Here is a 20,132-nt window from a genome sequence, read left to right as displayed (position 1 = left end):
CACCTGTATTGATAGTCAGTATTAAGTCAACGCAGTCATCACGGCTTTCTGATAAGCCGGTCGTTGCTTCAAGCGCTCATACCAGGCCTCTAGATGGCGCATTTGCGGGCGGTCGACGGGCATCTCAAACCAGGCATAAATAAAGCTGCCCAGCGGAATATCGCCCATGCCGATTTCATCACCGGACAGATAAGGATGCTCGGCCAGTGCCTGATCGACCATCGAAAGCAACTCGGCACAGGTTTTTTGTGCGGCATCGATCTTGACCCAATCTTGCTGATCCGCCGGGGTGCGCAACACACCCCAGAACAGATGACGGAACGGTTCGGCAAAGGTCGAGGTGGTCCAGTCCATCCATTTTTCGGCAGTGGCCCGCGCCTGTATATCCGCCGGGTACCAGGCCGAATCGGCGGCATGCTTAGCGCACAGATAACGCACGATGGTGTTGGACTCCCAGAGTACGAAGCCGTCGTCTTCGATCAGCGGAATTCGGCCATTGGGGTTCATGGCACGGTATTCAGGTGTATCGACCACACCAAAGGCACCGCCCGCGTCCACTGCCTCGTAGGTCAGACCGAGCTCTTCGGCGCACCAGAGTGCTTTTCTGACATTCGACGAATTTTTCCGACCCCAAATTTTCAGCATGACCGCCCCTTGATGGATGAATGCCGGGGCAGTCTACGCCGGATCAGGCCCGACTCAAATCGGTCTGCATATCACCCAACAGGACTGGCAGCTGATCGCTGAACAAATGCGGATAGCATTTTTCCAGATGCTCGAAGAAAAACGCTTCAGGCACATCCGCGAACGGCCCGTGATCCACCAGGTACTCCATCGACTGCTGCCCCTGGCGATTGAACGGGTGGAACACGCTGTCGTTGACCCCGTCGAACTCAAGCGGCGCCACATCGAATAGCTCACACAGCTTCTGGTTGAACGCCGGCGTAGCCTTGACCCAACGCCCATGCAAATACAGCTCGGTGTAGCCGTGCATGGCGAACACATCGCTTTTGAGTAGCTCGATCAAACGCGGGGTAGACAGGTGATTGCGCACATCCGCCAGACCGATCCGCGCGGCGATCCCACAATGCCGGGCGCATCCGGCCAGTAAAGTGGCCTTGGGTACGCAATAGCTTTCACCCGTCGCCAGCGCGTAACTGCCGCGCAAGGTTTCAGGATCACGGCTGAACGTGTAAGGGTTGTAGCGCACGGCCTCGCGCACCGCGTAATAGAGATTGATCGCCTGTTCGAGTGGGTCACGACTGCCGCCGCGATGTTTTTCGGCGAACTCCACCACCGCGGGGTGGTCACTATCGATGAAGCGGCCGGGACTCAGATACTCGTGCATGAGAACAATCTCCTGGGGAAGCCACGAGTCTAGCGACAGCCCTGGTACAGAGATAACGACGTTTCGGCCAAACATCAGCGCTTGCCGCCCCATTTGCGGAAGATTTCAACCGTCCGCAATTGAGTTAACTCACGAATTTCACCCAATGCTTCCCACGTTTTCAAACACATCGCTCTTACCACCCTGTTTCGCGGATGCCGTCTAAGCTCTATGGGTGGTTTTGCCCTTGGTTTCACGGAGGATTAAATATGCTGCTGTTGTGGATACTGGTTCTGGTGGTCGGGATTGCCTATCTGGCGCATCGCCGCACCGCGCCTCTGCCCGCTTTGGGCGTGGTCGCCGTCTATCTGCTGGCGATGGGCGCCTTCAGCCATGCACCAGGCTGGCTGTTACTGATTTTCTGGGTGATGCTCGTGGCAGTGGCCGCGCCCCTGCTGTTGCCGGACCTGCGACGCAAATTTTTCACTGCACCGCTGTTCAGCTGGTTTCAAAAGACCTTGCCGCCAATGTCGCAAACCGAACGCGACGCCATTGATGCCGGCACGGTCTGGTGGGATGGCGAACTGTTCAGCGGTCGCCCGGACTGGAACAAACTGCTGGCCTATCCGAAAGCGCAACTGAGCGAAGAGGAACAGGCGTTCATCGATGGCCCGACCGATGAGCTTTGCGCCATGGTCAGTGACTGGCAGATTGGCCAATCGATGGACCTGCCGCCAGAAGCGTGGGATCACATTAAACAGCACGGCTTTTTTGCCCTGATCATTCCCAAGGAGTTCGGCGGTAAAGGCTTCTCGGCCTACGCCCACTCTCAAGTGGCGATGAAACTGGCAACCCGCAGCGGCGACCTGGCATCCACCGTGATGGTGCCCAACTCCCTCGGTCCGGCCGAACTCTTGCTGCATTACGGCACCGACGAACAACGCAACCATTACCTGCCCCGGCTGGCCCGCGGCGACGATATCCCCTGCTTTGCTCTGACCGGCCCATTGGCGGGTTCCGATGCAGGAGCAATGCCGGACACCGGGGTCATTTGCAAAGGTGAATGGGAAGGTAAAGAAACCCTCGGCCTGCGCCTGAACTGGGAAAAGCGCTACATCACCCTCGGCCCGGTTGCCACCTTGCTCGGCCTGGCCTTCAAGGCTTATGACCCTGAGCATTTGCTCGGTGACGAAGAAGACCTGGGCATCAGCCTCGCGTTGATTCCGACCGACACTGCCGGTGTGGAAATCGGCCGCCGCCACCTGCCGCTGGGCGCCGCGTTCATGAACGGCCCGAACGCCGGCAAGGATGTATTCGTGCCACTGGAATTCCTCATCGGCGGCCAGGAGATGCTCGGCAAAGGCTGGATGATGCTAATGAATTGCCTGTCGGTCGGGCGCTCTATTTCGCTGCCGGCCGTCGGCACTGGTGCAGCCAAGTTCACTAGCCTGGTGACCGGCCAATACGCGCAGGTTCGCGAGCAATTCAACGTACCGCTGTCAGCCTTCGAAGGGATTCAGGAAGCAATGGCCCGAATCGGCGGCAATGCCTGGCTGATGGACGCCGCGCGGATGCTCACCGCCAATGCGGTAGACCTCGGCGAGAAACCCTCGGTGCTCTCGGCGATTCTCAAATACCACCTGACCGAACGCGGCCGCGAGTGCATCAGCCACGCCATGGACGTCCATGGCGGCAAGGCCATCATCATGGGTCCGAACAACTACCTCGGCCGCAGTTGGCAAAGTGCACCGATCTGCATCACGGTCGAAGGCGCGAACATCCTCTCACGCAACCTGATGATCTTCGGTCAGGGCGCGATTCGCTGCCATCCGTTCGTACTCCAGGAAATGGCCCTCGCCGGCCGCGAAGACCAACAACAGGCGCTGATCGAATTCGACGGTCTGCTGCTCAAGCACATCGGTTTTGCCGTAAGCAACGCCGCCAGCACTTTGGTGTTGAACCTTGGTCTTGGGCATTTCGAGCGCACGCCAGGGGACAAACTCAGCCAAGGCTACTTCCGTGCCCTCAACCGTCAGGCCGCGGCCTTCGCCATGCTCGCCGACCTCAGCATGATGCTGCTGGGCGGCGAACTGAAACGCCGCGAACGCCTGTCCGCGCGCCTCGGTGATTTGCTGAGCAACATGTATCTGGCCTCCGCTGCACTCAAGCGTTATCACGACCTCGACTCACCGGAGCATCTGCATCCACTGTTCGCCTGGGCCATGGAAGAAAGCCTCGGCCAGTCCGAACGCGCATTGGACGAACTGCTCACTAACTTCCCGAGCAAGGTACTCGGCTGTCTGCTGCGGGTGGTGGTATTCCCGCTCGGTCGTCGGCACAAAGGGCCGTCAGATAAGCTGGAGGCTGAAGTCGCTGCCGTCATCGGCCGCGCCAAAGGCGATCCGACCCTCGAGGAGTTACTGGGGGGCTGCTATCGCCCGCAATCGACAGAGGATCCGGTCGGCGCCCTGCAGCACGCCTGCACCCTGCTGAGCGCCGCCCAACCGCTGCAGAAAAAACTCCATACGGCGCTGAAAAGCGGCCAGGTCAAACCTGTTGCCGGCGAACATGCCATCGATGCCGCACTGGAGGCTGGCGTCTTGCAACCGGTTGAAGCCCAGACCTTGCGTGAAGCAGAAGCAGCGCGGCGCAAGGTCATCGACGTCGATGACTTTGCCAAAGACGAACTCACGCTGAGCGAGGGTAAAACCCGCTAAGCCAGTCCGTATAGCTGTTCAATTATGAAAAGCGGGTGCCGGAGTTATATACTCTCGCGCCCGTTTTGCTTTAGTTCTAGAGGACTCCCGTTATGCTCGACCACACTCTCGCCCTGCTCGCACACTTGCGCAGCATCCTGGTCGCCTTGGGTGAAGCCGAACAAGTGCCGGAAGAAAGCCATGAACTTTTCCTCGAGCGCTTCGACGAACTGATGCTGCAACTGCCGGTCGACCCAATCGAAAGCCAGTACCTGGGGCAGGACATTATCTGCCAGGTCATCGCACGTTATCCGCAGATTGCCCACCTGGTGCCACGCGATCTGCTGTGGTACTTCGCTGGCGACTGTCTGCACTTCATGCCCGACGACGAGATCAGCCTGTACCAAGCCCTCGAAGATCGTCGTTATGAAGCTGAACAGAACGACGAACCGTTCGACTGGAACCAGGAAAAACAGCTGCTGTCGATGTCGAATCAGGACAGCAAGCACTGATCCACGATCAGTAACGCAAAAGGCCCGCTCGGTTAAACCGACGGGCCTTTTTATTTGCTCAAGAAATGCTGCGCGAGGAAGACCGCGTTCGGACGATCTTTTGATCTTGGGTGCCGGCGAAAAGATCGCAGGCTGCGCCAGCTCCTACACCGACCGGGTACACCCGCAATTCCCAGGTGCATGCATATCCTCGTAGGAGCTGCCGATAGGTTGCGATCTTTTGATCTTGTGTTTTCAAAGCAACCCGTCACTCTCCGGGAGCTCGTACGCCAGTGCAGCTTTACTGGAAACACTCAACCTGCCCGGCTTGCTCAGCGTCGGTTCCTTTTCCAGGCACTCCACCAGATAGTCGATCAACACCCGCAGCTTCGGCGGCAAATAGCGCGTCGGCGAATGCAGCAGCCAGGCGCCGCCGTGATACGAAGCGAGGAACGTCCAGTCCGGCAGCACCTGCACGATCAGCCCCTGCTCCAGCGCATAACGGGCGGTGAAGTACGGCAAGCTACCAATCCCGATATGCTGAAGCACCGCCCCCAGTCGCACGCCAGTGTGGTTAGCCGCGTAACGTCCGCGCACACCCACGGTCACCGCTTTGGTTCCCTGCTTGAACTTCCAGCGTGCATCACTCGGCGTCTCGCCCAAATAAATGCAACTGTGATTGAGCAGATCATGAGGATGAGTGGGCGTCCCATGCTCGGCCAGGTACTGCGGCGTCGCACACAGCAAGTGATCGATGGTCAGCAACTGGCGCCCGACCAGCCCGGCGGGAGGTCGATCAGTGATACGAATGGCGAGGTCCACGTTATCGTCGATCAAGTCCACGTTGCGGTCTTCGAGCAACAACTCCACATCGACCTTCGGATAGCGACGCAAGAACTCCGGCATGTGCGGATGAATCACAAACCGCCCCACTGCCTTGGGCACACTCACTCGTACCAGACCCTCGGCCTCATGGGTGTACTGGCCACTGATTTCCATCACCGACCTGGCCGCACTGACCATCTCCTGACAGCGCTTGAAGACCTCTTCGCCGCCGTCGCTGAGCCGTAACTTGCGCGTGGTGCGTTGCAGCAGTCGGGTGGCCAAGGCTTTTTCCAGTCGCGAGATGCTGCGACTCACCGCAGAAGGCGACGAACCCAGTTGCCGTGCCGCTTCCGAGAAACTGCCGGTCTCGACAACCTTGACGAAAATCGCCATTTCACCCAGCAAAGGAAGTGGAAGATTTATGCTCACAGCGCAACAGTCCTTTGATGTTTGAATGGATTATCACGCAATTCCCGCATCCATATAATAAAAAATAGAAATTCTAATAAGAGTATGGAATATGACGCTTCGCCTCTTTTTCCATAGTGATGACCTCAAAGCCAATGTGGAAGTCCTGGATTGCACGCCCTATGAGAACGAATTTGCCGTGGTCCTGCGCGCAACGCTCTTTCACCCCCAAGGCGGTGGGCAACCGTTTGATACCGGCTGGATTGGCGAAAGCCAGGTAGTGCGCGTCACCCAGGAGCCCGACCGAATCGTCCATTACGTGAACCACCCGGTAAAGCTGGGGATGGTGCAAGTACGAGTGGATGAACAGCGCCGCCGGTTCAACACCCGAATGCATTCGGCTGGCCACTTGATCGGCCACTTTGCTGAAACGCTCGGCTGGACCCCGATCAAAGCCCATCACTGGCCCGGCGAAGGACGGGTTACCTTCAAGCCGGGAGAACGTCCGCAGGACTTTGATGTCGACACCCTCCAGAACGTCCTGGATCAATGGATTGCCGATGACCTGCCGCGGCTGATTTCCCTGCGCGAGGGCACACGCGAAATCGGTTTCGGCGAGTTGCCCGCTTACGGCTGCGGCGGCACCCATGTACGTCGCCTACAGGAATTAGGCACGGTCAAGATCGCTTCTCTCTCACAGAAGAAGGGAACGCTTTCGGTTCACTACAGCGTGGACTGATCTATTCGGCGATGTCGCTCCAGACACGATGCGATTTATCGCCTGAAGCAGGCGCAGCCCGCCTTTGCGGGCTCAACGACATATCTTATAGATGGACCTTAGACATGATGCTTGACGTCGAGCGTCTCGATGAGACGTGCATAAAAAAACTCGCCAATGAAGAAGTGCTGGCCATTCGTGTGAGGGGGTTTCTCCCTGAGCCACTGGCGATCCGGATTGGCGACAAGATTCTCGCTCCCGGCTTTGAGGGCTATATCAACGCGCCCAGCATCGGCCGCATCGGCATGGCCTTTTACGAGGCAGAAAACCAACCACTGCTGATTGAAGATTACTTTGAACGTGCGATATCAAACATCGCAGAACTGCGCACTCGCTGCGCACCTTACCCCTCACCGGTCGACACCCTGCGCTGCATGCTGGATGAGTCCTGGCCGGCCGGCGCGCACCTGGAAAACCTCTACGGTCGCAAGATGTACGTCGGCCTGTCGCGAGTGGTCAAACCTGGCGTGTGCTTTCTCGCCCACCACGACATTTTCGCCAAGGATGCTCCCGACAGCTTTCAGGCGCGCAGCCTGGAGGCGCAGTTTGCCTGCAACGTCTACCTGAACATGCCGTCCGAAGGCGGCGCACTGCAAATGTGGGACGACGACATTTCACCCGATCAATTCGATGAAATGCGCGGCGATAGCTACGGTATCGACCCGGCCCTGCTCGGCCCTCCCTCGCTGGAAATCCTCCCTGAACCGGGCGACTTCATCATGTTCAATTCCCGGCGCATGCACTCGGTCACCCCGGGTGTGGCCGACCCGCGATTGAGCCTGTCTTTTTTTGTCGGCTATCGGGGCAATGCCTCGCCCCTTACTTACTGGAGTTGAAATGCTTTCGAACTACCTAGGCGAATTTCTCGCACTGGCTACGATCCACTTTCTGGCAGTGGTCGCCCCTGGACCGGACTTCGCAGTCACTATCCGCCAGAGCGTGCGCTATGGTCGGGTGGTCGGGTTGTGCACAGCCATCGGTATCGGCGCAGGCATTTCGGTGCATGTGCTTTACACCTTGCTCGGGGTTGGCGCGCTGATGCACACCACACCATGGTTGCTGAGCGTCGCCAAGGTCGTCGGCGGCGCCTACATCCTGTATCTCGGCGTGAGCCTGCTGCGCAGTAAACCGAAAACCGCTGTTGAAGGTGGTCACGCTACGCCGGAGCAAATGGAACGTCAGACCTTGCCCAAAGCGTTCATGACCGGATTCCTGACCAATGCCACCAACCCCAAGGCCACACTGTTCTTCCTGGCGATTTTCACGACGGTCATCAGCGCTTCGACGCCATTGAAGATTCAAGCGCTTTACGGGGTCTGGATGTGTTTTGTGAATGCCGCGTGGTTCGTCATCGTCGCGCTGTTCTTTTCCAGCGCCCGCGTGCGACTGCTGTTCATGCGCATGGGCCACTGGTTCGAACGGACCATGGGCGTGATCCTGATTTTGTTCGCTGGGCGATTGATCCTGTCGATGTGATTTGACTCACAATGCAAAAGGCCCGCTCAGCATGACTGGCGGGCCTTTTTTACAGTGTCGAGTTCACACTGGATCACACATAACGCACAAACAAAAACGCCGCTCAGAGAGCGGCGTTTTCGTGAAATGGAGCGGGAAACGAGACTCGAACTCGCGACCCCGACCTTGGCAAGGTCGTGCTCTACCAACTGAGCTATTCCCGCAAATGGCGTCCCCTAGGGGACTCGAACCCCTGTTACCGCCGTGAAAGGGCGGTGTCCTAGGCCACTAGACGAAGGGGACACGCTGCCCGGAACACATGGTGTGTGTTCCAGTGCCCAGACCCGCATCCGAAGACTTGGTTCTGGTTTCACTCAACCCTGCCCGAAAGCAAGGCTGTTTAAAATTGGAGCGGGAAACGAGACTCGAACTCGCGACCCCGACCTTGGCAAGGTCGTGCTCTACCAACTGAGCTATTCCCGCAATGGCGTCCCCTAGGGGACTCGAACCCCTGTTACCGCCGTGAAAGGGCGGTGTCCTAGGCCACTAGACGAAGGGGACACACGTACAACATTCACTACTTACTGCGCTTTGCTGTGTGCTTTACGCTGTAAGTGGCGCGCATTCTATGTATGGATTGGGAAGTCGTCAACCCCTTGATATAAATATATTTAAATCAATGACTTCGCTATGGTTTCGGGGACCGTTTCGGCATTTCCCCCGCCCAGGCTTTGGCGCCTATATTCTGGCACCCGACAAGACGTTATAGTCCAACGCAGCAAATGATGGCAATGTGCATCCATCCAATCGCCACCTTTGAATAGCGACGCGACAACGCGTTTCAACTCGTCGCGCAGCCCTATGCGCTCAAATACTAAGCCACTACACTCGCACGCAAACCCTATAAAGAGGTCTTAACGGTGACACCACTCATGATCACCCTGCTAGTAGTAGCCGGGATCGCAATACTGATCGCCATTGGCTACATGAACCATGTGGTGGAAAACAATAAGCTGGAAAAAGCGCGCACCAAGGTCGAACTCAACGATCGCCTGCGCCGCTGCGGCGAAATCACCGAGACCTTCCCCGGCCAATTGATGACACCGGCACTCAAACTGCTGTTGACCCGGCTGGAACTCAATGTCACTCAGCGCCTGCTGAGCCTGAACAAATCCGACGCTTCTATAAAGGCGCGGATAGCCGAACTCAACACACTGGTCGCCCAAGGTGAATCGATTCCGGTCAACAACCCGCCGGCACCGATCCAGACCGAAGCCAAGGCCAAGGATGTACGTTTTCTATTAGAGGCGTTGCACGGCCAGATTACTCGGGCTGCACAGGATGGCTTTCTGCCAACCAATGAGGCCAAGCACTGGATCAGAGAGATTCGCCATATCCTGGTGCTGCTGCATATCGAGTTCTTCAACAACCTGGGGCAGCATGCCCTGCAACAGAACCAGCCTGGTCAGGCGCGCCTGGCGTTCGAACGTGGCGTGCAGTACCTGCGTAAGCAACCGGAACCGGTGGTTTACAACGAGCAGCTCAAGTACCTGGAGAAACTCCTGGCACGCGCAAACTCAATGGTACTGACCAACATTCAGCCGGCAGAAGATGAAGTCAATGAGTTGACCGAAGGCCTGAAGACGGTAGAAGCCGACGCTGACTGGAAGAAGAAAGCGATTTACGACTAAGAGATGCTGCTTGCCGCATGAGCAACTCGTGCGGCAAGCGTCGACTTGCCTAACCAACATCAGGTTAACCGAGCGAGCGCCTTCGCGAGTGAGATCGCCAAGATCGCAGCCTTCGGCAGCGCCAACGCCGACCGGGTACACCCGCTAATTTGCAGGCCTACACAAACCCCGTAGGAGCTGCCGCAGGTTCGGGCTACGTTCAGACGACCTTTTGGCAGGCACCCCATACCTCGCTGACGGCATCGAAGCTCGCGCCCTACAACCGGAAGTGCCCGACCATCCCCTTCAGCTCTGCCCCCAACTGCGCCAGCTCGATGCTGGACGCTGCATTGCCCTGCATCGCCAATGACGACTGATCGGCACTGGCGCGAATGCTGGTGACGCTGCGATTAATCTCTTCGGCCACCGAACTTTGCTGTTCGGCGGCAGCGGCGATTTGCTGGTTCATCTGCTGAATCAACGATACCGCGGCAGCAATGCTGCCCAGAGCGCTTTCGGTCTGCAACGCATCGCTGACGGCCAGTTTGACCAACTCACCACTGCTCTGAATTTGCTGTACCGAAGAATCTGCGGCCGAACGCAAAGCGCTCACCAGCCGTTCGATTTCCTCAGTGGATTGCTGAGTACGCCTGGCCAATGCCCGCACCTCGTCGGCAACCACCGCAAAGCCCCTGCCCTGCTCTCCGGCGCGCGCCGCTTCGATGGCCGCATTGAGTGCCAACAGATTGGTTTGCTCGGCCACGCTTTTGATCACGCCGAGCACCGTGCCGATGTTTTGTATTTCCGCACTGAGGCTTTCAATGCTGGTGCTGGCCGAGGTGGCCGAGTCCGCGAGCTGCTCTATACGCTGCATGCTCTGGCGGACCACCTTCTGACCGCTTTCAACCTTATCGTCGGCCCTCTGTGCAGCCTGGGCTGCCTCTTCGGCGTTGCGCGCCACGTCATGCACGGTAGCAGTCATCTGGTTCATCGCCGTGGCGACCTGCTCGGTTTCTTCTTTCTGGCTGCTGACTTCGAGATTAGTCTGCTCAGTCACCGTCGACAGCGACTGAGCCGAACTCGCCAACTGCTCGATACCGGCCTGCAAGCCACTGACGATGCCACTGAGCCCAGCGCCCATCTGCTGCATCGCCAGCATCAGTTGACCGATTTCGTCACGGCGCGTTACCTCCACCGTCGCACTGAGATCCCCCGCCGCTATCTGTTGGGCGACATGGATCACGCTACGCAGTGGTGCAACAATCAGACGGGTAATCACCCACGCAGCGATCAACCCGACAAGCAGCGCCAATGCCGACGAGCCAACAATCAACATTGAGTTCTTTTTAAGCTGCACCTGCATCGACTGATCTTCGGCCGCATAGGCCTGATCGACCCGATCAACCACTTGCGCGGCGCGCTCATGCAGTTGCAGGGAGACCTTTTTCTCCTGCGCCAGCAAACCGGTGTATTCGGTAAGCTTTTCGCTGAAACTGGCGATATGTCCGGCCACTTCGTTGAGGACCGTCTGATACCCCGCGTCCTTGACTGTTGCCTTGAGCTGCTCGGCCTGGGTCAGCGCCTGGTCAGCCTGTTCGATCTTGCCTTGCTCCCCACTCTCATCCTCACCCTTGCGGCTCTGATCCAGACGCACGCGGGCTTCATTCATCGCCTGCAACATCAACCTGGATACCTGACTGACCTGATTGGCTTGCTCGATAAACTCTGCACCCTCCTTACCCTGGGACTCCTTCAGCGTATAGGAACCATCATCGGCAAGACCCGCCTGGAGCACGTCGAGGTTGTTGGCGACGCTGGAAACCGACCAACTGGCCATTTCCAGCGCAAGATCCTTGGACTGGGTTAGCTCGACGAACTCATCGAAGGCCTTGCGATAAGCCCCAAGTGCCTGTTCGACGTCGTTCATCACCGGCACGTTAGCCGCCGACTGCGCCTTGAGTTGCGTCGCCAGCGTGATAAGGCCGTCAACGCCTTCATGCAAGGCATCGACGGTTTTCGGGTCGCCATGCAGGGCATAGTTCTGCTCCAGCAAGCGCACTTTAAGCAGGCTACTGTTGAGCGATGACATTTGCTTGAGGCCATCGAAACGATGACTGATTTCCTGTAGGGACCACACGCCTATAGCCGCCACCAAGGCCGTAAGGAGCAATACCAGAAAAAATCCGACACCCAGCTTTTTCGCCATACCGAGGTTGGCAAAACGTCCTTGAACGGCCGTAATCATTGCGCTTAGTCCCCTTCCAATGCCGAATGGCACAAAGGCCATTATCTATTTGTGCAGATTCGCAATGGGCCGCCCTTGAGCACAAGTCTCTGGCGTCTGAATAATGGCAAAAAGCTACGTTCAGGTCGTTTTCAGGATGGTTTAGGTCGATCCGACAGAGCGGCTGGTGAAGCGGCTCCACCCCATCGCGACATCTTCATACCATCGGGTCTTATCCTGGGGCCGAAGTGCAGAACGTTTTCCACAGCAAAACGCCCCGGGCCAGTGAGGCCCGAGGCGCTTAAAAGGTCAAAGACCCGGCATCCAGTGAATCGCAAGCTGCACCGTTTGAGTAAACAGCATTGCAAGGCAAGCCCGGGTTTTGTAGGCGTACCTGATCAGAGTTTCGCAGCGTGCCGTTGGTGGCGCTCCATGTAGCGCTCCACATAGGAGCACGACGGAATCACTGTGTAGCCCATTTGCTCTGCGTACTCGAGCGCCTGTTCGGTCAAAGCGGCAGCTATACCTCGGCCACGCAGTGCGTTGGGCACGAACGTCCGATAGATGTCCAGGGTTTGCTTACCCAGGTCCATATAGGTCAGGTAGGCACGATGACCGTCCACATTGGTCTCGAACTGATGACCAGCCTGGTCATGGTGGATGGACAACGCCTCGCTCATCACTACTCCTCGCGGGTCTTGGATTCTGACCCCTACCTTACCGATGTTTTTCCGGCGAAGGAACAACTACGCCACCCCGTGCCTGTCTGGACACCGAGAAAAGCTTACCGATCTCGCACAGCTGAGCACGTTTCAAATAGTAGGCGCCATTGCCGTAAATGCTCAAGGCGCGCTTGTCATCGCGTAGCTCCCGCTGGCGCAGCTCTGTGTCACGTAGAGATGGCCCGACCGAACACCCCCTGGTCGATAGCCTGTGCATTGCCGGATGTTGAGACTTAAGACGAGCGCCCTGCCTTAAAGTCACCACAACATGGACAAAGATACGTGAGCCGATCCGCAAATTCTGAACACAAGTGTAGACCGATCAATATAGACCTACTTCCCCCTGCACTCCAAAACAGCCCCGGGCACCAAAAATTGCACTCATGCCCCACTATCAAGCAGCTCACTCAGCCCGGGCCTCACAGCTGCATACTTTTTATACAGTCTCATGAATAGTTGCTCGAAAAATATTCAAGGCCTAGAATATTTTTTACTTCTTGCGCAACGTGAGTTTACTTACTACAAGTAATGGGTAGTATGTACGCCGGCTATTTCCTCACTCTGAAGAGATAGCTCTTTAATAGAAAGTCCTTGAAGGGGAACACGATGAACAACGTTCTGAAATTCTCTGCTCTGGCTCTGGCCGCAGTTCTGGCTACTGGTTGCAGCAGCGTATCCAAAGAAACCGAAGCACGTCTGACTGCTACTGAAGACGCAGCAGCTCGCTCCCAAGCTCGTGCAGACGAAGCGTATCGTAAAGCTGATGAAGCTCTGGCTGCTGCTCAAAAAGCACAACAGACTGCTGACGAAGCTAACGAGCGTGCTCTGCGCATGCTGGACAAAGCTAGCCGCAAGTAATAATCCTTCGGGATTGTTATCAAGCCGATCCATTCTTGGATCGGCTTTTTATTGCCCGGATTTTCTGACGGCAATAAAAAACCGCCGAAGCTGTGAAGCCCCGGCGGTTTTTTTAGAGCGATTACTGTTGCAGATCAATCGCTGCGTCGGACACCAACGGCGCATTGTTCGGTACGGCGATTTCTACCGGCAAACCATCTTCAGCAGCGACCACGTCACGCACCACATCCCAGTTCATACGCAAGTTTTTCGCCAGGTCTTCACGCTTGAGCAAGGCGTTGATCACCGCAGTGTGCTTGTCGACTACGGACGGATTACCGTTGTCATCCAGCGGCGTATGCGCTTCAAGATAGACTTTTCCGCCGCTCATACCGAATTTGTACGGATCGTTGAGAATGCGTACCGACGTGCCCACCGGCACCATGCCGGCCATTTCCAGAACGTTATTGTTGAACATCCGGAAGCAGCCATGGCTGGTACGCATGCCAATGCCAAATTTCTTGTTCGATCCGTGGATCAGATAGCCCGGAGTCCCGAGAGTGAATTTGAACGGCCCCAGCGGGTTATCCGGGCCTGCTGGCACCACGTTCGGCAAGGGGTCGCCATCAGCGGCGTGCTCGGCCTTGATCGAGGCTGGAGGTGTCCAGGTCGGGTTCGGGGTTTTCGCGACAATGCTGGTGTGGGCAATCGGCGAGCCCCAGCCTTCACGACCGATACCCAGCGGGAAGGTGTAAACCACATTCCGGCCTTTGGGGTAGTAGTACAGGCGATATTCAGCCAGGTTGATCACAATGCCTTCACGCGGGCCCGGCGGCAGAATGAAGCGCGTCGGCAGCACGACCTCAGTGCCCGCGCCCGGCAACCATGGATCGACACCCGGGTTAGCCGCAACCATCTCCAGATAGCCCAGGTCGTAGGTCGTGCCCAGATCGGCGAAAGTATCTTCATACTTGGCCTTGACCACTTGCACCTGTCCGACGATATCTTCACCAGGCGGCGGTAACGGTAGCTCCAATGCTGCAACGGGGCCCGCCACACACAAGGCGGCAAGAGACAGGCAGCGGGTGACGGCGGGAAAACGCGGCAACATCCGGAAAATCCTTCGCATGATCAACGAGTAAAAGAAAGATTGTACACCGCCGCCCACGGCTGCGGGGGGCAGCTCGGCGGACCGGTGTTGCAGGCGTAGAAAATCCTGGTTAAAGCTCGAAGCGCAATTCCGGCCAGATCGGCGACGTGCCACGTTTCTGTGATTCGAGAATTGCCCGACATAATGAACACAGGCGCTGATCCTGGAAAACCGTCCGGTCGACGCTCGACCAGCGCGGCTGAGCCGGTAACAAGGTACCGCACAGCGTACGGTCGGCCGAGCCGCCCAGCTCCAGTTGACGCGTAACCAGATGCACCCGGACTTCCTGGCAGGCGAACAGATCCAGCTGTTCATCAGGCTCGATCAGTTGATAGGCAAACAAGGACCAGGCGGGACGCGGCATCGGGGGCTCCAAATCGGGGCGCCACCTTAGCCGAAAGACTGCCTGTAGAAAAGTGTCAAAGCAGCGGTTTTAGCGTCGGCCAGACATTTTCCAGCAACTTGCCCTGAGCCACCGCCGCCGGGTGAATGCCATCGGGCTGCATCAGCTCGGGAATCCCGCCCACCCCCTTGAGAAAAAACGGTACCAAAGGGATCTTTTTCTCCTCGGCGAGATTGCTGTAAACCTCGGCAAAGGCCTTGGTGTAACGCACGCCATAATTGGGTGGCAACTGCATGCCCAACAAGAGCACTTTGGCACCGCTGGCACGGGAGCTGTCGATCATCGACGCAAGATTTTGTTGCAATTGAGCTGGCAGCTGACCGCGCAGGCCGTCATTGCCACCCAACTCGAGGATGACCAACTCAGGTTTATGCTCTGCAAGCAGCGCTGGCAGGCGCGCCTGGCCGCCAGCACTGGTGTCACCGCTGATGGACGCATTGACCACTTTATCGGCAAAACCTTCGCTCTTGAGCCTCTGCTCCAGCAAGGACACCCAGCCCAAGCGGGTATCCAGGCCGAAAGCCGCGCTGATACTATCGCCAACGATCAGGACAGTACCCGCCGCTGCGTTCTGGGCCATGCACATCAAGGCCAGGCCAGCACTTAAAAACCACACACGCATCGGACTCTCCATGGGCGCAAGCATTCTCACTGCGCGGAACCTTAGCAAAGTGGTTCCCAGCGCGGAAGGTGAACTGACCATCCTGCACGAACTCAACCTGGAATTGAACAAGGGCGACAGCCTGGCCATCGTCGGCGCCTCCGGTTCCGGCAAATCCACCCTGCTCGGCCTGCTGGCCGGTCTCGATCTGCCCAGCAGCGGTGAAGTCGTGCTCGCCGGTCGAGCCCTGAGCACGCTGGACGAAGATCAACGCGCACGGATCAGGGCCGAGCATGTCGGCTTTGTCTTCCAGTCCTTTCAGTTGCTCGACAGCCTCAACGCTCTGGAAAACGTCATGCTGCCGCTGGAGCTGGACGGCCGCAAGGACGCCCGCGAGCGCGCCAGGGAGCTGCTCGAACGGGTTGGCCTGGGCCAGCGCCTGAGTCACTCGCCCCGCCAGCTCTCCGGCGGGGAACAGCAACGGGTGGCGATTGCCCGCGCGTTTGCTGCGCAGCCCACTGTGCTGTTCGCCGATGAACCTACCGGCAACCTCGACAGCCACACCGGCGAGCGCATTAGCGATTTGCTCTTCGAACTCAATAAAGAAAGCGGCACGACCCTGGTGCTGGTGACTCACGACGAACGCCTGGCGCATCGCTGCCGGCGTCTGATCCGCCTTGAAGCCGGCCTGCTGGTCGCCCCACTGGAGCCTTGATGGCACGCCTGCCGCTGTTGCGCCTGTTCAGCCTCGCCATCCGTCAATTACTGCGCGATGCCCGCGCAGGCGAACTACGGGTGCTGTTCTTCGCCTTGCTGGTCGCCGTGGCGGCAAGCACCGCCATCGGCTATTTCGGTGCTCGCCTGAACGGCGCCATGCTGTTGCGTGCGACCGAATTTCTGGGGGCCGACTTACTGCTTGAGGGCAGCTCGCCAGCACGACCGGAACAGATTCAAAGCGGCACCGAGCTTGGCCTCAAACATGCCCAAGTGGTTGAGTTCTCCAGCGTCATCGCCACCGATAACGGTATTCAGCTTTCCAGTATCAAAGCCGCCGACGATGCGTATCCATTACGCGGCGAGCTTAAAAGCGCCGTCGCTCCTTACGCACCGGAAGAAGCCGGTGGTGGCCCAAAACCCGGTGAAGCCTGGGTCGAGGCCCGCCTGTTGCCCGCGCTGAATCTGAAGATCGGCGACAGCATCGATGTCGGCATGAAAACCCTGCGCCTGACCCGGGTGCTGACCTACGAACCGGATCGCGCCGGCAATTTCTACAGCCTGACGCCCAGGGTTCTGATCAATCTGGCAGACCTTGAGGCCACTGGCGTGGTGCAGCCCGGTAGCCGGGTCAGCTACCGTGAACTCTGGCGCGGCACAGCGCCCGCCCTGGAAAGCTACCGACAGTTGATCAAGCCCGGCCTGGCCGCCAACCAGCGATTGCAGGACGCGCGCGATGGCAACCGGCAAATCGGCGGCGCCCTGGGCAAGGCCGAGCGTTACTTGAACATGGCCAGCCTGGTGGCGGTGTTACTTTCCGGCGTGGCGGTCGCACTTAGCGCTACCCGCTTCGCCATCCGGCGCTTCGACGCCAGCGCATTGCTGCGCTGCCTGGGTTTGTCACGCCGGGAAACCATGCTGTTGTTCAGCGTGCAGTTGACCGTACTCGGCCTCTTGGCCAGCCTCAGCGGTGCCCTGCTCGGCTGGTTTGCCCAGCTCGGTTTGTTTTATCTGTTGCACGACCTGCTGCCGACCGATGTACCACCTGGCGGTCTGCTGCCGGCGATCGCCGGGATCGGCACCGGGCTGGTGGCCTTGGCCGGGTTCGCTCTGCCGCCATTGGCCGCCCTGGGGCGTGTTCCACCACTGCGAGTGTTGCGCCGGGACATGCTGCCCATCCCCTCAAGCACCTGGATGGTCTATGGCGCGGCATTGGCCGCCCTTGCGCTGATCATGTGGCGCTTGAGCCTGGACCTGGTGCTGACCTTCGCCCTGCTCGGCGGCGGCGTGATTGCCGCGCTGGTGCTCGGTGGCCTGTTGTTGCTGGTGTTGCAGAGCCTGCGCCGATTGCTGGCGCGTGCCTCCCTGCCGTGGCGTCTGGGATTGGGCCAGTTGCTGCGCCATCCGCTGGCAGCTGCGGGTCAATCGCTGGCCTTCGGCTTGATTCTGCTATCGATGGCGCTGATCGCACTGCTGCGCGGCGAACTGTTGGACACCTGGAAAAACCAGCTGCCCAAAGACGCCCCCAACTATTTCGCACTGAATATCCTGCCCGCCGACAAAGAGGCTTTCACCAGCCGTTTGATTGAGCTATCCGCACAATCGGCGCCGCTGTATCCGGTGGTGCCGGGAAGGCTGATCAGCATCAATGGCGAACCGGTGCGGGCAATCGCCAGCAAGGATTCCGAAGGTGATCGGGCCATCCAGCGCGATCTTAGCCTGACCTGGGCTGCCAACTTGCCACCAGGCAACGTCCTTACACAGGGCTCGTGGTGGTCTGAACAGCCTTCCGGTGACATACCGGGTGTTTCGGTCGAGGCCAAAGTGGCTGAAAGCCTGAAGCTCAAACTAGGCGACCATCTGATCTTCACCGTGGGCGGGGTCAATCGCGAAGCGCAGGTCACCAGCCTGCGTACGATCAACTGGGATAACTTTCAGCCGAACTTCTTCATGATCTTCCAGCCGGGGACCTTGAAGGACCTGCCGGCGACCTACCTGACCAGCTTCTATCTGGCCGCCGGTCACGACCAACAGATCATCGACCTTTCGCGGGCCTTCCCGGCAGTGACCATTCTTCAGGTCGAAGCGTTGCTCGCGCAGCTGCGCAGCATCCTCGCCCAGGTCACGCTGGCGGTGGAGTACGTGCTGTTATTTGTCCTGGCGGCGGGGATGGCGGTGCTGTTTTCCGGTTTACAGGCAACGCTGGATGAACGCATTCGCCAAGGCGCACTGCTACGTGCCCTAGGCGCGGAGCGGCAACTGCTGGTCAAGGCACGGCGTATTGAGTTCGGCTTGTTGGGCGCAGTCAGCGGTCTGTTGGCCGCATTGGGTTCGGAGTTGGTGAGCCTGGTGCTTTACCGCTATACATTCGATCTGGTCTGGCATCCACATCCGTGGCTGCTGCTATTGCCGGTGATCGGCGCGCTACTGGTGGGTGGCGCCGGAGTGTTCGGCACACGACGGGCCTTGAACGCCAGCCCTCTGACTGTCCTGCGCGAGGGTTGATTAGCTCGGGTCGGGCTCCATGAGCGCCGGCCCGTGCGGCAATCTATTTGACGTATTCGATTTTATTTATCCACCACTCCATGTCGCCATTGGGAGTAGGAACGACCACGTCGTCTCCGACTTCTTTCTTCAGCAACGCACGGGCCATCGGCGAATCGATGGAGATGTAATCCATGCGTTCGTAAATCTCGTCGTAGCCGACTATTCGAAAACGCTTGGTTTCACCGGCTTCATTTTCAATCTCGACCCAGGCACCGAAAAATACCCGCCCCTCCTGCTCCGGTGAGTACTCCACAACCCGCATATCTTCCAGGCGCTTGCGGATGTAACGTACGCGGCGGTCTATCTCCCTGAGCAGCTTCTTGTTGTATTGATAGTCTGCGTTCTCGCTTCTATCACCCAAGGAAGCCGCCCAAGTGACTTTTCGGGTGGTGTCCGGGCGTTTCTCTCGCCAAAGGTAATCCAGCTCCTTTTTCAGGGCCTCATGACCCTCCTTCGTGATTATTTTCGTGCTCAATGGTCTGCTCGCTTTTCCTGGCGCGGCGGCCAGCTTACCACTCAGAAGTTCGCTGCAAACCCAAGGCTCGCAGCAATTTCTTCGTCCTGATTACCCGCTCAAGCCTTCTCGACCAACGGGTAAAGCGCCTCATCGAACTGCGACAGACGCGGGAACTCGATGGGTTGGTCGTCGGCGATGTTTTCCAGGCGTTGCTGATAGCTACGCAGGAAGTCCTTGCGCGCCTCGTCACTGATGTACGGCACATGCCAGGCCACGAACGGCTCCAGCACGTCAAAGCCAACGTAAGCCAACGTGCCACGCAGGATCGGGCGCAGCATGTCTTGCAGCGGTCCATGAATCGCACCGTCGCCAAACATGTGTTCACGGCCGCCCAGCGTCACCGTCACCAGTGCTTTCTTGCCACTGAGCCCGCCCTGATCGTAGAAACGTTTGCCGCCATAGCAGACGCCGGAAACCAATACCCGGTCGATCCAGCCTTTAAGCATCGCTGGCGCCGAGAACCAGAAAATCGGGAAGTTCAGAATCAGCAGGTCGGCCCACAGCAGCTTGTCCAGTTCCTGCTGGATATCTGCCGCCAGCGACTGGCTTTTAACGCCCAGACGTTGCTCCAGCGCATAGACCAGATAGTCCGGATTCTCCCGCGAGGAGAAGTCATCGGCGCTGGCCACCGGGTTCCAGTTCATTGCATACAAATCACTGACCTGTACCTGATGCCCTTGGGCTTTCAGGGTTTCTACCGCCTGGTCGCGCAAGGCTGCGCTAAAGGAGTTGGGCTCGGGATGAGCGTGGACGATCAATACATTCAT

General features: G+C 58.2%; 19 protein-coding genes, 4 tRNA genes and 1 pseudogene. 9 read left to right on the top strand and 15 right to left on the bottom strand.

From position 1 onward, the window contains the following. Nucleotides 1–21: 21 nt before the first annotated feature. On the bottom strand, nt 22–645 hold the full coding sequence (locus ACZYSM_RS13260; RefSeq protein WP_489071939.1) for a glutathione S-transferase family protein: 624 nt from the start codon (nt 643–645) through the stop codon (nt 22–24). 43 nt (nt 646–688) lie between these two features. After that, nucleotides 689–1,348 carry a transglutaminase-like domain-containing protein gene (locus ACZYSM_RS13255; protein WP_489071938.1) on the bottom strand — a complete coding sequence of 220 codons (660 nt, stop codon included), beginning with the start codon at nt 1,346–1,348 and terminating at the stop codon, nt 689–691. Nucleotides 1,349–1,596: 248 nt separating this feature from the next. Here ACZYSM_RS13255 and ACZYSM_RS13250 point away from each other — a divergent pair, with 248 nt between their 5' ends. Together ACZYSM_RS13250 and ACZYSM_RS13245 are read left to right on the top strand one after the other, a co-directional pair. Then, entirely contained in the window at nt 1,597–4,044 is a 2,448-nt protein-coding gene (locus tag ACZYSM_RS13250) for an acyl-CoA dehydrogenase (RefSeq protein ID WP_489071937.1), read from the top strand. Nucleotides 4,045–4,136: 92 nt separating this feature from the next. Continuing rightward, nucleotides 4,137–4,535: a PA2817 family protein gene (locus tag ACZYSM_RS13245; protein ID WP_489071936.1), complete on the top strand. Its 399-nt coding sequence runs from the start codon at nt 4,137–4,139 to the stop codon at nt 4,533–4,535. 234 nt (nt 4,536–4,769) lie between these two features. On the opposite strand, the gene ACZYSM_RS13240 is transcribed toward ACZYSM_RS13245, so the two are convergent. Beyond that, nucleotides 4,770–5,768 (bottom strand): LysR family transcriptional regulator, encoded by a 999-nt coding sequence (locus ACZYSM_RS13240; RefSeq protein WP_489071935.1) that lies wholly within the window; start codon nt 5,766–5,768, stop codon nt 4,770–4,772. Nucleotides 5,769–5,859: 91 nt separating this feature from the next. Between ACZYSM_RS13240 and ACZYSM_RS13235 the strand changes: the two genes are divergently transcribed. The 3 genes from ACZYSM_RS13235 to ACZYSM_RS13225 all read left to right on the top strand — a co-directional run bounded on the left by ACZYSM_RS13235 (nt 5,860) and on the right by ACZYSM_RS13225 (nt 8,001). Beyond that, on the top strand, nt 5,860–6,486 hold the full coding sequence (locus ACZYSM_RS13235) for an alanyl-tRNA editing protein (RefSeq protein WP_489071934.1): 627 nt from the start codon (nt 5,860–5,862) through the stop codon (nt 6,484–6,486). A 104-nt stretch (nt 6,487–6,590) separates the two neighbouring features. Further along, nucleotides 6,591–7,361, top strand: coding sequence for a 2OG-Fe(II) oxygenase (locus tag ACZYSM_RS13230; protein WP_489071933.1), 771 nt, complete (start codon nt 6,591–6,593; stop codon nt 7,359–7,361). A 1-nt stretch (nt 7,362) separates the two neighbouring features. Next, nucleotides 7,363–8,001 (top strand): LysE family translocator, encoded by a 639-nt coding sequence (locus ACZYSM_RS13225; protein WP_489071932.1) that lies wholly within the window; start codon nt 7,363–7,365, stop codon nt 7,999–8,001. 127 nt (nt 8,002–8,128) lie between these two features. Here ACZYSM_RS13225 and ACZYSM_RS13220 read toward each other — a convergent pair. From ACZYSM_RS13220 to ACZYSM_RS13205, 4 genes are all read right to left on the bottom strand, one after another. Then, nucleotides 8,129–8,204: transfer RNA gene (locus ACZYSM_RS13220), tRNA-Gly, on the bottom strand. A 3-nt stretch (nt 8,205–8,207) separates the two neighbouring features. Further along, nucleotides 8,208–8,283, bottom strand: a tRNA-Glu gene (locus ACZYSM_RS13215). Nucleotides 8,284–8,387: 104 nt separating this feature from the next. Next, nucleotides 8,388–8,463, bottom strand: a tRNA-Gly gene (locus tag ACZYSM_RS13210). Nucleotides 8,464–8,465: 2 nt separating this feature from the next. Next, nucleotides 8,466–8,541: transfer RNA gene (locus ACZYSM_RS13205), tRNA-Glu, on the bottom strand. Nucleotides 8,542–8,900: 359 nt separating this feature from the next. Between ACZYSM_RS13205 and ACZYSM_RS13200 the strand changes: the two genes are divergently transcribed. Beyond that, nucleotides 8,901–9,671 carry a hypothetical protein gene (locus ACZYSM_RS13200; RefSeq protein WP_489071931.1) on the top strand — a complete coding sequence of 257 codons (771 nt, stop codon included), beginning with the start codon at nt 8,901–8,903 and terminating at the stop codon, nt 9,669–9,671. Nucleotides 9,672–9,927: 256 nt separating this feature from the next. On the opposite strand, the gene ACZYSM_RS13195 is transcribed toward ACZYSM_RS13200, so the two are convergent. From ACZYSM_RS13195 to ACZYSM_RS13185, 3 genes and pseudogenes are all read right to left on the bottom strand, one after another. After that, the gene (locus ACZYSM_RS13195) at nt 9,928–10,791 is read right to left on the bottom strand and encodes a methyl-accepting chemotaxis protein (protein WP_489072000.1); all 864 of its coding nucleotides are present in this window, start codon (nt 10,789–10,791) and stop codon (nt 9,928–9,930) included. Next, nucleotides 10,789–10,986: pseudogene (locus tag ACZYSM_RS13190) on the bottom strand (HAMP domain-containing protein); the annotation flags it as partial. The gene ACZYSM_RS13195 and the pseudogene ACZYSM_RS13190, both read right to left, overlap by 3 nt. Before the next feature lie 1,286 nt (nt 10,987–12,272). Then, nucleotides 12,273–12,554, bottom strand: coding sequence for a GNAT family N-acetyltransferase (locus ACZYSM_RS13185; protein ID WP_093422070.1), 282 nt, complete (start codon nt 12,552–12,554; stop codon nt 12,273–12,275). A gap of 648 nt (nt 12,555–13,202) precedes the next feature. Between ACZYSM_RS13185 and oprI the strand changes: the two genes are divergently transcribed. Next, nucleotides 13,203–13,454 carry an outer membrane lipoprotei OprI gene (gene oprI, locus ACZYSM_RS13180; protein WP_002553018.1) on the top strand — a complete coding sequence of 84 codons (252 nt, stop codon included), beginning with the start codon at nt 13,203–13,205 and terminating at the stop codon, nt 13,452–13,454. 121 nt (nt 13,455–13,575) lie between these two features. On the opposite strand, the gene ACZYSM_RS13175 is transcribed toward oprI, so the two are convergent. The 3 genes from ACZYSM_RS13175 to ACZYSM_RS13165 all read right to left on the bottom strand — a co-directional run bounded on the left by ACZYSM_RS13175 (nt 13,576) and on the right by ACZYSM_RS13165 (nt 15,608). Next, nucleotides 13,576–14,544 (bottom strand): L,D-transpeptidase family protein, encoded by a 969-nt coding sequence (locus ACZYSM_RS13175; protein WP_489071930.1) that lies wholly within the window; start codon nt 14,542–14,544, stop codon nt 13,576–13,578. 109 nt (nt 14,545–14,653) lie between these two features. Then, nucleotides 14,654–14,947 (bottom strand): hypothetical protein, encoded by a 294-nt coding sequence (locus ACZYSM_RS13170; RefSeq protein WP_019692935.1) that lies wholly within the window; start codon nt 14,945–14,947, stop codon nt 14,654–14,656. Nucleotides 14,948–15,002: 55 nt separating this feature from the next. Then, nucleotides 15,003–15,608, bottom strand: a complete 606-nt coding sequence (locus ACZYSM_RS13165; protein WP_489071929.1) for an arylesterase — start codon at nt 15,606–15,608, stop codon at nt 15,003–15,005. Nucleotides 15,609–15,618: 10 nt separating this feature from the next. Between ACZYSM_RS13165 and ACZYSM_RS13160 the strand changes: the two genes are divergently transcribed. Both ACZYSM_RS13160 and ACZYSM_RS13155 read left to right on the top strand, forming a co-directional pair. Beyond that, nucleotides 15,619–16,302 (top strand): ABC transporter ATP-binding protein, encoded by a 684-nt coding sequence (locus ACZYSM_RS13160; protein ID WP_489071928.1) that lies wholly within the window; start codon nt 15,619–15,621, stop codon nt 16,300–16,302. Continuing rightward, nucleotides 16,302–18,806 carry an ABC transporter permease gene (locus tag ACZYSM_RS13155; RefSeq protein ID WP_489071927.1) on the top strand — a complete coding sequence of 835 codons (2,505 nt, stop codon included), beginning with the start codon at nt 16,302–16,304 and terminating at the stop codon, nt 18,804–18,806. The genes ACZYSM_RS13160 and ACZYSM_RS13155 overlap by 1 nt, the downstream gene beginning before the upstream one ends. A gap of 43 nt (nt 18,807–18,849) precedes the next feature. Here ACZYSM_RS13155 and greB read toward each other — a convergent pair whose 3' ends face one another. Both greB and ACZYSM_RS13145 read right to left on the bottom strand, forming a co-directional pair. Continuing rightward, entirely contained in the window at nt 18,850–19,323 is a 474-nt protein-coding gene (gene greB, locus ACZYSM_RS13150) for a transcription elongation factor GreB (protein ID WP_489071926.1), read from the bottom strand. A 98-nt stretch (nt 19,324–19,421) separates the two neighbouring features. Further along, nucleotides 19,422–20,132 (bottom strand): NAD(P)H-dependent oxidoreductase, encoded by a 711-nt coding sequence (locus tag ACZYSM_RS13145; protein WP_489071925.1) that lies wholly within the window; start codon nt 20,130–20,132, stop codon nt 19,422–19,424.

The sequence above is a fragment of the Pseudomonas sp. F220 genome (genome assembly GCF_057813935.1).
The sequence above is the reverse complement of the archived record's forward strand: the minus strand, read 5'-3'. Positions and strand labels throughout refer to the sequence as shown.